Here is a 10,941-nt window from a genome sequence, read left to right as displayed (position 1 = left end):
GTGTGGGGGGGGGCGGGGGGGGGGGTGGTTTTGGTGTTGTGGGGGTGGGGGGCGGTGCCCCGGGGGGGGGGGGCGGCGCCGGGGCCGCGCCCCCCCCCCCCCCCCCCCCCCCCGCGCCGGTTGGCGTCGTCGCCCATGGCCAGCCCGAACTTGGTGGCCAGCACGACCTCGTCGCGGCGGCCCTTGAGGGCTTTGCCCACGATCTCCTCCGACTCCCCGCCGGAGTACACGTCCGCGGTGTCGATGATGTTGATACCGGCATCGAGCGCGGTGTGGATCATGCGGACGCACTCACCGTGGTCGGTGTTGCCCATCGCGCCGAACATCATCGTGCCGAGCGCGTACTGGCTCACCGACATGCCGATGCCGCCGAGAATCCGGTGCCTCATCACAGCTTGCCTCCTGGGTCTCCGGTGGGTGTGCTGCCAGCCAAACGCGGACATCGGCCCAGGTGGGAGACCTGGCTCAACCGGGGGTCCGGGTGGGCCCCCCTCGCGGCTGTGCGCCGGGGTACGCGGCATCTACCGTGGAACCATGGGTCAGGAGGTCAATGCGGAACTGCGGGAATTCCTGCGCTCGCGCCGCGCGAGGATCACTCCCGGGGAGGCGGGGCTGCCTCCGCACCCCGGCGCCCGGCGAGTGCCCGGCCTGCGGCGCGAGGAGGTCGCCCAGCTCGCCGGGGTCAGCGTGGATTACTACATCCGGGTCGAGCGCGGGCGCCACCCCCACGTCTCGGACGCGGTCCTGGACGCCCTCGCCCGCGCCCTGCGGCTGAACGACCTGGAGCGCGCACACCTGTTCCGGATCGCGCGCCCGTCCCGTGCCCTGCCCCGCCCGCTGCCGCCGCAGCGCGTGCGCCCAGGTCTGCGACTGCTGGTCGACACCCTCGCCGACGTTCCGGTCCTGGTCCTGGGGCGGCGCCTGGACGTGCTGGCCGGCAACCGGCTCGCTCGGGCCCTGTACACCGACTTCGACGCACTGCCCGCGCGTCACCGCAACATGGCCCGGCTCATCTTCCTCGACGAGCAGATGCGCGCCCTGCATACCGATTGGGAGGACGGTGCCCGCGGAGTGGTCGCCTCCCTGCACCTGTACGCGGGACGCCACCCCCACGATCCGGCCCTGGCCGAACTCGTCGGCGAGCTCTCGGTGCAAGATCCCGACTTTCGCCGCTGGTGGGCCGACCACGACGTCTTCCAGCGCACTCACGGCATCAAGCGCTACCACCACTGCCTCGTCGGCGATCTCGTCCTGGGCTACGAGTCCTTCACCGCCACCGACGACCCGGACCAGACCCTCGGCATCTACACCGCCGAACCCGGTTCTCCCTCCGCGGACCGGCTGGCTCTCCTCGCAGGCTGGAGCAGCCCCCCGTACCAGCCCGACCATTCCCGGGCCGCCGGCGCGGCCGAGGCCGAACCGCCCAACGACCGGGCGGGGCGCAGTTCGTCTTCGTGACCTACAATTCCCCGGCCAACTGGCGAAAAACGCGCGTTCGAGCGCATGGGCGAGGAGGAGCCGCGATGGCAACGGGGGGATGGGGTCTGCCGAACGACCCCGGGCAGGGAGGCAACCGCTGGGGACCGCCGCCGGCACCCGGTCCGTACGGGCCGCCGCCGACACCGGACCCGTACGGGCCACCACCGAACCCCTACGGGCCCCCGCCCCCACCCCCACCCCCGCCACCCGGGCCCTACCGTCCGGCGCCCGCGGGTCGGCGCTGGTACCGGCGGGTGCCTTTCCTCTCCTTCCTCGTCCCCCTGCTCCGCCTGGCGCACCGGCCCGCGCGGAAACTGTTCGACCAGGACGGCGGCGGACGTGTCCACGACCCCGTGGTCGACCGCGTCCAGATCACCCGCACGGTGCTCGGCGTCCTCGCGACGCTCGCGCTCTACTACACCTACGGATCGGACGACGACCTGAAGAACCAGGCCGGCGAGAGTGCCGCCCAACTCATCGTGACCCCGGTCCTGCTCCTCATCGCCGGACCGGTGGTCATCGCCGTCTTCATCCGCTACGCGCCCGCGGAGCGGCGGCGGTTGCTGCGCTCCCGGCTCAGTGTCCCGGCCAAGACCGTCGGCTGGTACGTCCTGACCGTGGCCGTCCTCGCCGCCACGTTGTGGGCAATCTCGGCCAACCCCGAAGTGCTGGAAGGGCTGCACGGGGTGTGGCTGTTCGTGGCCGCCGTCCCCGCGCTCGTGTTCGTACTGTGGGGACTGCCGTTCTTCTTCCTGGCCTCGGCGTACGTCGCCCGCTCCGCCTTCAACACCGCCTACGTGCACGCCGCGCTGCCGGCCGTGCTCACCGTGGTGATGGTCTGGATCATCGCCGCCTTCAACCTGACCGGGAGCGGCATGCCCAACGGGCCGCTGTGGGCCCAGCTCTGTTCCCTGCTCGGCGGCCCGCTGTCGGTGACCGGACTCTCCCTGTGGGAGCTGCACCGTCTGCGCACACGCCACGGCGTGACCGTACGCGGCTGAGACGCGGGCCCGCGGCGTACGCTGCGAATGTCGATGCGCCCTGCATCTTATTGACGGCGGAAGGGCCTGCCTGTGGGCGAGAGCGAGCTGTACTACCGGGATGCGAGCGAGCTGGCGGCACTCATCGCAGAACGACAGGTATCCGCCGTGGAAGTGGTGCGGGCGCATCTGGACCGTATCGCGGCGGTCGACCCGAAGATCAACGCCGTGACGGTGACCGCCGAGCGGGCACTCGACGCGGCGCGCGCCGCCGACCGGGCCGTGCGGGCGGGCACGGCTCTGGGCCCGTTGCACGGCGTCCCGTTCACGGTCAAGGACTCGCTGGATGTGGCGGGGGTGGTCACCGCACGCGGCTCGACCCTGTTCCGGGACCGTGTTCCGGCCGGAGACGCGACCGTGGTGGCCAGACTCCGGGCGGCGGGCGGGATTCCACTGGCCAAGACGAACCTGCCCGAGTTCTCCTACTGGACCGAGACTGACAACGTCATCACCGGCAGGTCGCTCAACCCCTGGGACCACGAGCGGACTCCAGGCGGATCAAGTGGCGGGGAATCAGCCGCGATTGCCGCCGGGATGTCCCCGCTCGGGCTGGGCAGCGATGTCGCCATCTCGGTGCGGGGGCCGGCCCACGACACCGGCATCGTCGCGCTGAAGGCCACCCGGGGCCGCGTCCCGGTCACCGGCCACTGGCCCGAGGTTCCCCGGCGCTACTGGCACGTCGGTCCAATGGCCCGCAGTGTGCGGGACATCGCGGCCGCGCTGAGGGTCCTCGCAGGACCCGACGGTGTCGACGGTTACGTGCGGCACCACCACCCGCTCCCCGCCGACCTGTCCGGACCGAGGGACATACCCGGGCTGCGGGTGGGCTGGGCGACCGAGCCCGCCTTCGGCCCGGTGGATCGCGAGGTGGCGGCCACCGTCGCCGCGGCGGCCGACGCCCTGCGCACCCTGGGCTGCGCGGTCGGACCGGCCCCACTCCCCGAGCTGGAGACCCTTGACGCGACCGCGCTGAGCGCGGTGCTGTTCACCGCCGAGGTCGTGCCGTACTTCCGGCGGGCCGTCGCCGGCCGCGAGTCCGAGCTGCACAGCGTCATCCGGCGCGCGCTGACCGCGCCGGATGTGACGCTGACCGACTATGTCGCCGCCCAGCAACGGGTCGAGGCGCTCAGTTCGATGTTCTCCGGGTACTTCGAGCACTACGACATCCTGCTGTGCCCCGTGTGCCCCATCCCCGCGCCGCCGCACGCCCGGGAGACATTCGAGGTCGGCGACGTCACCGTCCCGGCACGCGGCATCATGCGCGCGACGGTCCCGTTCAATCTCACCGGCCTGCCCGCGCTCTCCCTTCCCTTCGGAGCCACCGGCGGGAAACTGCCGATCGGCGTCCAGCTCGTCTCCCGCTGGTACGACGAGGCGACGATCCTGCGGCTCGGCGCGGCGCTGGAGGAAATCAGCCCGGTCCGGCACCGCCACCCCGACCTCACCTGACCCGGCCGCCGATCCATCCGGAGGGGACTCGCCCCGCCGCCCCTTCGCTCACCTGTGGGCCGCCGTCCCCGCCCGCCCGCGCGCCCTCGGTGGGCGAAGGCCCCGCCTCGCGTGGCCCGGTGGGCGCGGAGCGGTCAGCGCACCGTCAGGCGCCGCAGGCGTGACACCGCCGCAGGCGCCGACCCGTCGGCCTCGAGGCTGATGTAACGGGCCGTCTCGGAGGCGGTCAGCCGGCGCACGCGGCCCCGGCCGGTGAGGGTTCCGGCGTCCCGGTAGGTGATGCCGTCCGTGCTGAAGCCGGCCCTCGCGCCCGGCGCCGGTGCCGCCGTCCACTCGGTCTCCACCAGGCGGACCGGGCGGACCGCGCCGAGGTCCACGACCATGCGGCCGCGCGTGCCCGGCCGCCACGCCGTGTGGGCGTCGCCGTCCACCGCCGCCGCGGGGTCGGACATGCCTTCCGGCAGCGGGCTCGTGGGGAAGACGGACCTGCCGAGGGCCAGGTCGTCGTGCGGATGGGGGGCCGCACCTGCCAGGACGACGGTGATCGTCCGGTCCGCTCTGACGACGGCGACCTGGCTGCGCCCCTGGGCCCGTACGCGCAGGGCGCAGGCGGCCCCGGACAGGCGCACGGTCGCGCCGTCGACGACCTGGACCCGCAGGCCCGACGGCAGGCGTCGGCTCGTGAGGGGGGTGAGCGTGAAGCGCGGGGGCAGCACGACCGCCGTGGCGGCGGGCAGCGCGGCCTCGAAGGACGTGCCGTCGGCGGTCAGCCTCTGGGTGCCCTCGAAGACCACCGTGTCCGTGCCGGTGCGCGGGATCGCGATCAGCGTCCGGACGGACTCGCCGGAGAGGTTGAACAGGGTCAGGTGCCCGTCCGTCAGCGTCGTGCGCACCTCGGTGGCCTCCGCCGTGGGCGCGGTCCCCCGGGCGATCGCGCGCAGCTTCCCGGCCGACGTGCCGGGGAAGCCCTCGACGAGGAGAGGTGCCGCCGGGCCGTCGCCGAGGACGATCTTGTCGTCGTAGACACCGATCGGGTTCCGGCCGTCACGCACCACGAGCCCGGCGCGTCCATCGATGTCGAGCCAGCCGCCACGGCTGCTCACCGCGGGCCTCGGCCCGGTCGCCAGGTCCCGCCAGTCCCGGCCGTCCGTGGAACCCTGGACGCGGTAGGCGCGGCCGGCCGCCGACTCCCAGCGCAGGGTGACCCGGTCGATCCGGCGCTCGGTGCCGAGGTCGACGGCCAGCCAGCTGTCGGCGCGCGGACGGTCGGCCCTCGACACCGCCCAGCGGGTGGCCGCGTCGCCGTCGACCGCGAGCGGCGCGCCCTTCCCGGTGTCGGCCGACGAGGCGGTGGCGGACCCGCCGCGCGCGAGGTCCGCGCCCTGGGCGCCGTCCCGCACCTCGAAGGCGTACAGGGAGTATCCGTAGGCCGGGTCGGGCCGCACGCCGAGCATGCGGACGTGGCGCACCGTCGTGGGGGTGAAGCCGACGTCGTCGACCCGTCCGGCGGGTGTTCCGGTGGCGGTGTCGCGGGCGCGGACGGTCGACTCGCCCTCCTCGAAGCGGTAGGTGCGCGCGCCGTCGAGCCCCGGCATACCGGGCATCGTCAGGTTGTGCACCTCGAGGTGGCCCTCCGCGTCGGCGGTGCCGCCGCTCGCGTAGACGATCGAGCCCGTCGGGAGCGTCGCGAACCCGGCCCAGCCGCCGTCGAGGCGCAGGAGTGTCGCGCTGCCGTCGAAGCCGTCGCGCGGGGACTCGTACACGCGCACGGTACGGCCCTGGACCTTCGCGGCGGTGGCGGGCAGGAACATCGGGGTCGCGCCGCCGATCCGGAACAGCCAGTCGTCATGCCCCGGTTGCCAGGCGAACTTCACGAACCCGGGCTTCGTCACGGCACCGGCCCACGCGGTTCGCGACTGGTGCGACACCAGTCCGGGGCCGGTCCCGAAGTCCGTGACACCGGAGGCCCGCGCGAACAGTTCCTCGCGCGACAGCGCCTTGACGGGCCGCCCGGACGCCGCCGCCCACACGTGCAGCAGATAGCTGATCGCGATTTCGGCGCGTGCCTCCGGCTCGTACTTCGGCTCCCCCGAGAACTTCGCCATCCGGTGCTCGGGCGGGTACCGCTGGTACGCCTCCAGCCGTGACGCCAGCTCCTGCTCCGCGCGCGCCGCGGCCCGGTCGCGCATCACCTGGGAGAGGAAGGCGAGCGGGATGACGTCCCTGCCGTAGAGGTGCTCGCGGTCGTCGACCATCGGCATCAGCGGTTCGCCCGCGTCGCTCATGACGCCCAGCAGCGTGCGCCACAGCGGCTGGGCGTTCGGCTGCCGCGCGAGGACCTGCGGGAGGGGGCGTCCGGCGGCCAGGAAGTGCGCGGCGTTGCGGCCGGAGGTGCGCCACAGCTCCTCCTGGTAGTGCGGGCCGAAGGAGCCGTGGTTCTCGACGATGAAGGTGTCGTACAGGTTGCGGGCGGTGTTCTCGGAGACGGCGACGCCGTCCACGCGGGCGGGGTTGGCGAGGTCGGCGGGCGGCAGCCCCGCCTCGTTGCGCGACCAGACGCCGTACCACGTGGCCCAGTCGGCGGCGCGGCGGTCGTCGTGCGCCCACGCGAGCGCCGGTGCGAGGGTCTGCGCGTACAGGCCCATCTCCTCCAGTTTGGTGTCGCCGACGTGTCCGCCGCTCAGGCCGTTCGGCGTCCAGTCGCCCGAGGCGGGGTCGTCGCCGCTGCCCAACGACGCGGTGTAGGCCGCCTGTTCGCGGACGATGGTCTCGACGTTTCGCCGCGTGGCGGTGTCGAGGTCCTTCCACAGCAGCCGGGCGGCGAGGACGAAGTACGACTGGAAGGTGGTGTCGAAGAAGAGCGTGCGGCCCCACTCGTCGCCGCCGGTGAGCCGGTTCGACGCGGCGAAGTGACGGATGGTGGCGAGCGTGCGCCGCTCGAGGGTCTCCCGGTCGGTGCCCGCGCGCGCCGCGTCGTAGGTGCCGTGAGTGAGCAGGACCGCGTTGCCGAGGACCACGGCGAACCCGAAGTCCTTGGCGGTGTAGTGGCCCTGGGCCTCGTCCCACTGCGTCTCGGACCACCGGGTGTGGTCCAGGAGCACCCGCAGATAGGTGGCCGCGACGGCGTCGGGCGGGGTGTCGTCACGGCCCTGCGCCGCGTGGGCGCTCGCGGCTCCGGTGAGCGGGGGCATGGCGGCCAGCGCGCCCGTGAGACCGGCGAGGTGCAGGAAGCGGCGGCGGTCGAGGGGCAGGGATGGGTGCGACACGGAACGACACCTCGGAAGGCTAGACAACGTTGTCAGAGGGCGTCGCACATTCTTCGGCGAACCCGGTATGCGCGTCAACGGGTGTGACGTCAGCCATTCACCGGCCGACCGACGACCCCGGGGAGGCCGCCGGCCGCACTCGCCGGAAGAGGCATCGGCCGCCCGCCGGGCAGCCGATGCGAAGCGGAATGCGGCGTCAGGTGTTGTTCCGGAGCGCGTCGTAGATGGCCGTGACGTAGGCGCCGCTTCGGTCGGAACCGATGATGCCGGGGGCCATCCTGTTCATCATGTAGGAGATCGTCATGCGCCGCTCGAGGTCCATGATGATCATTGACCCGCCCCAGCCTCCCCAGAAGCAGATCTTTCCGTCGGGGATCCAGGCGATGGTGTCCTTCTTGGGCAACGCATAGCCGACACCCCAGCGCAGCGGGATGCCGAGGACCACGTCCACACCGTTGGCCTGCTCGTTGAAGATGAGATCGATCGTGTCCGGGCCGAGCAGGCGGATGCCGTCGACCTCACCACCTCGGGCGATCGCGGACAGCATACGTGCGACGGAGCGAGCGTTGCCGTGCCCGTTCACCCCGCCCATGTCCGCGCGGCGCCAGTCCGGTGTGTTGGCGTCGTCCGCCTCCATGAAGGGTCCGGTCGCGGCCCTGACGCCCGGGTTGTCCGCTCCCCGGGCGCCGGCGTCGATCCGCATGGGGGGCGGCGGAATCACGTTCGCGATCCGGCCCCAGTCCTCCTCGGCGGCACCGATCTGGAAGTCGGCGCCCAGCGGGCCGGCGATCTCCTCGGCGACGAACCGCTTCAGGGGCTTTCCGCTCACCCGGCGGACGACCTCGCCGAGCAAGTGACCGAAGTTCGACAAGTGGTAGCCCGAGGCCGTTCCCGGCTCCCACCACGGGGCCTGAGCGGCCATCCGGGCGGTGGACTTCTCCCAGTCGTAGAGATCCGCGAGCACAGCGGGCTGGTCGAGACCGGCGACCCCGGAGGTGTGCGAGAGAAGGTGGCGGATTTCGACGCCCTGTTTGCCGTTGGCGGCGAACTCGGGCCAGTACTCGGCCACCGGGGCGTGGATGTCGAGATGGCCACGATCGACGAGCATGAGCGCCGCCAGGCTGGTGACGGTCTTCGTGGTCGACCACACATTGGTGATGGTGTGTTCGTCCCACGCCACGGTGCGGGCCGGGTCGCGAAAGCCGCCCCACAGGTCGATGACGACGTCGCCGTCGATGTCGAGGACCAGGGACGCGCCCAGTTCCTCGCCGGAGGCCACGTTCTGCTCGAACTTGGCGCGGACGGTGTCGAATCGGGCGTCGTGCCTGCCGGCTATGTTGCTCATGGCGGCTCACGCTAACACCTGACGCGCCATCAAGGCGCCCGGACAAAAGCGGGCGGCATGCGGATTAAATGAGTCGGCGGCCAAGGTGGCCCGACGGTGCGGAGGCTGGACGTTAGCGACCGCCGTTGATCAACAACTGGAGGCGGCTCAGGCGGTCCATGGTCTTCGTGTCCGGCACGGGTTGCAGCACGAGAAGCCGTTGCCGGGACAGTGGGCTGGCGAGGACGACGCAGTCCAGATCAAGGCGCCCCACCTGCTCGTTGAACACGGATTTCGTCGAGCAGCGCAGCGTCGACACCCGGTGCTGGTCCCACATCCCGGCGAACTCCGCACTGGCTTCCCGCAGATCGGAGACCAGTGTCGCGGCGGCGGGATCGTGGCCACGCTGAGTGACCGTGGCCCTGAGGTCGGCCACGTACAACAGTCTGGTGGCCTCTTCCTCCTGCGGCGACGCCGAGCGCAGTACGGAACGCCAGTGCGCGGAGGTGAACCAGTGCCAGGTCAGGTTCCTCGCGTGGCCGGGCCGGTCGGCGAACGTGCCGAACAGGGCGACGTTCAAAGGGTTCTGTGCCAGGACATTGGAGAGGTCGTCGGAGATGAGCGCGGGTGTCGTGGCCGCCACCGCGTCCAGCGTGTACGACAGCCCCGGGTCGAGGCAGTCCGGGGGCTCGGCCGTCGTCGGCGGCGCGTGCCCGGCCAGCAGGTACAGATGATGCCGTTCGTCGGGTGTCAGCCGCAGGGCGGTCGCGATGCTCGCGAGTATCGCGACCGATGGCTGGGGGCCACGTGCCTGCTCGAGACTTTCGTAGTAGGCCGTGGACATGTTGGCCATCGCCGCCACCTCGTCGCGGCGCAGCCCGGGAGTCCTGCGCCGGGGGAGAAAGAGGAAGAGCATGGAAGCCACGACCCCTGTCGTTCTCGTTCACGGTTTCTGGCACGGCAACTGGTGCTGGAGCCTGGTCGGTGAGCAACTCGCGAGCCGCGGTGTCGCCTCGGTCGCCGTGGACCTCGACGGACACGGTCTGAAGAGCCGCTCGCCCCGGTCGCGATGGGGGCGTCCGTTCGATGCCGACGCGTACGCCGCGGAGCCCTCGCCGGTGGCCGGGATCACGGCGTCCTCCGCGGCCGCGAGCCTGGTCGAGCAGGTGCGGCGGATCGGAAGCGGCCGGCCGTGTCTGGTCGTGGCGCACAGCATGGGCGGCACCGTGGCGACCGCCGCGGCCGAACAGGCGCCGGAACTGTTCGCCGAACTCATGTACGTGGCGGCGTTCGCCCCGGTCAGTGGGGCGCCGACGGCGCAGTACATCGGCATGCCGGAGAACGCGGGAGAAATGGTGGCGGGCGGGCTCTCGACGGACCCGGCGTCGGTCGGTGCGCTGCGCTACGACACGGGCGACAGCGATCGTCGGGCCGTCATCCGCGAGACGTTCTACAACGACGTCACCGACGAGGTGACCGCCGAGGCGGCGATCTCGCTGCTGAGCACGGACGCACCCGCCGGCGTCGCCGCCGAGCCGATCAAGGTGACCGCCGAACGGTACGGTTCGATCCCGCACAGCTACGTCGTCTGCACCAGGGACAACGCCATACGGCCCACGTCGCAACGCCTCATGGTCCGGGAAATCGACGCTGTTTCCACCCAGCCGACGACGATTGTGGAGATGGATTCCTCGCACTCACCGTTCCTCTCCCAGCCGACCGCCCTCGCGGATGTCATTCACGTGGCGCACACGGCGGTACACCGGCCTGACCGGTCGCGGACCGCCAGGACCTGACGCGATCCGGGCATCCGCGGGCGCCGCCTCGGACCACAGAATTCCCACAAAGACGCTCTCTAGTAGATTGTCGTGGCTAAGTATTGTTCTGATTGGTGGAGTTGGGGGCCGGGCAAGCTCCCCTTGTCGCTTCCGTTCGGCCGGGCAGGGGTGCCGTGTCCTCACAGAAGAAGTATCCGGTTGCGTTGAGTGTCGAGGATCGTCGGGCGTTGGTGCGGGTGACGACGACGGGGGTGCGCAGCGCATCGATGATCAGACGGGCGCGGGTGCTGCTCGCGTTGGACACGTCGGTCGGCGAGGTCGATCCGCGGGCGGTGATCGCAGAGCGGGTCGGGGTCTCGTGCGAGTCGGTCCGCCTGATCTCGAAGCGGTACGCGGAGACCGGCGGCGATGTGTGGGCCACGGTCGGCCGGAAGGAACGCGCATGCCCGCCGGTGCCCTCCCCGGTGACCGGCGAGGTCGAGGCGAGGCTGATCGCGCTGGCGTGCTCGACGCCGCCCCAGGGACATGCCCGGTGGTCGCTGCGCCTGCTGGAGAAGCACGTCGCGCTGGTCGAGGACATCCCGGATCTGGACCACTCCACGATC

9 protein-coding genes are annotated in these 10,941 nt (G+C 71.8%); 5 read left to right on the top strand and 4 right to left on the bottom strand.

From position 1 onward, the window contains the following. The coding region (locus tag ACFXB5_RS35875) for an aldo/keto reductase (protein WP_385216100.1) at nt 1-389 on the bottom strand (389 nt) is incomplete at its 3' end. Nucleotides 390-534: 145 nt separating this feature from the next. Between ACFXB5_RS35875 and ACFXB5_RS35870 the strand changes: the two genes are divergently transcribed. The 3 genes from ACFXB5_RS35870 (at nt 535) to ACFXB5_RS35860 (ending at nt 3,968) form a co-directional block, all read left to right on the top strand. Beyond that, complete coding sequence (locus ACFXB5_RS35870; protein WP_385216098.1) at nt 535-1,458, top strand: helix-turn-helix transcriptional regulator; 924 nt, start codon at nt 535-537, stop codon at nt 1,456-1,458. A gap of 275 nt (nt 1,459-1,733) precedes the next feature. Further along, nucleotides 1,734-2,480 (top strand): hypothetical protein, encoded by a 747-nt coding sequence (locus ACFXB5_RS35865; protein ID WP_385216096.1) that lies wholly within the window; start codon nt 1,734-1,736, stop codon nt 2,478-2,480. Between the two features lie 72 nt (nt 2,481-2,552). Then, nucleotides 2,553-3,968 (top strand): amidase, encoded by a 1,416-nt coding sequence (locus ACFXB5_RS35860; protein WP_385216093.1) that lies wholly within the window; start codon nt 2,553-2,555, stop codon nt 3,966-3,968. Nucleotides 3,969-4,102: 134 nt separating this feature from the next. Here the strand turns inward: ACFXB5_RS35860 and ACFXB5_RS35855 are convergent, their stop codons facing one another. The 3 genes from ACFXB5_RS35855 to ACFXB5_RS35845 all read right to left on the bottom strand — a co-directional run bounded on the left by ACFXB5_RS35855 (nt 4,103) and on the right by ACFXB5_RS35845 (nt 9,474). Further along, the gene (locus tag ACFXB5_RS35855) at nt 4,103-7,234 is read right to left on the bottom strand and encodes a discoidin domain-containing protein (RefSeq protein ID WP_385216091.1); all 3,132 of its coding nucleotides are present in this window, start codon (nt 7,232-7,234) and stop codon (nt 4,103-4,105) included. A gap of 196 nt (nt 7,235-7,430) precedes the next feature. Then, entirely contained in the window at nt 7,431-8,579 is a 1,149-nt protein-coding gene (locus ACFXB5_RS35850; protein ID WP_385216089.1) for a serine hydrolase domain-containing protein, read from the bottom strand. Nucleotides 8,580-8,691: 112 nt separating this feature from the next. Then, complete coding sequence (locus tag ACFXB5_RS35845) at nt 8,692-9,474, bottom strand: helix-turn-helix transcriptional regulator (RefSeq protein WP_385216155.1); 783 nt, start codon at nt 9,472-9,474, stop codon at nt 8,692-8,694. Here ACFXB5_RS35845 and ACFXB5_RS35840 point away from each other — a divergent pair. Together ACFXB5_RS35840 and ACFXB5_RS35835 are read left to right on the top strand one after the other, a co-directional pair. Beyond that, nucleotides 9,473-10,354: an alpha/beta hydrolase gene (locus tag ACFXB5_RS35840; protein ID WP_385216086.1), complete on the top strand. Its 882-nt coding sequence runs from the start codon at nt 9,473-9,475 to the stop codon at nt 10,352-10,354. The two genes, ACFXB5_RS35845 and ACFXB5_RS35840, sit on opposite strands and share 2 nt — an antisense overlap. Nucleotides 10,355-10,539: 185 nt before the next feature. Further along, the coding region (locus ACFXB5_RS35835; protein WP_385216084.1) for a helix-turn-helix domain-containing protein at nt 10,540-10,941 on the top strand (402 nt) is incomplete at its 3' end.

This window comes from Streptomyces sp. NPDC059455 (assembly GCF_042750115.1).
In the GTDB taxonomy this organism is placed as follows: domain Bacteria; phylum Actinomycetota; class Actinomycetes; order Streptomycetales; family Streptomycetaceae; genus Streptomyces; species Streptomyces endocoffeicus.
Note: the sequence above shows the minus strand (reverse complement) of the source record. Positions and strands in the feature narration are given on the sequence as shown.

What these genes read in the sequence shown, in the direction of transcription:
- ACFXB5_RS35870 (WP_385216098.1), top strand. Translation starts at nt 535, where the DNA reads ATGGGTCAGGAGGTCAATGCGGAACTGCGGGAATTCCTGCGCTCGCGC.
- ACFXB5_RS35850 (WP_385216089.1), bottom strand. Translation starts at nt 8,579, where the DNA reads ATGAGCAACATAGCCGGCAGGCACGACGCCCGATTCGACACCGTCCGC.
- ACFXB5_RS35840 (WP_385216086.1), top strand. Translation starts at nt 9,473, where the DNA reads ATGGAAGCCACGACCCCTGTCGTTCTCGTTCACGGTTTCTGGCACGGC.
- ACFXB5_RS35845 (WP_385216155.1), bottom strand. Translation starts at nt 9,474, where the DNA reads ATGCTCTTCCTCTTTCTCCCCCGGCGCAGGACTCCCGGGCTGCGCCGC.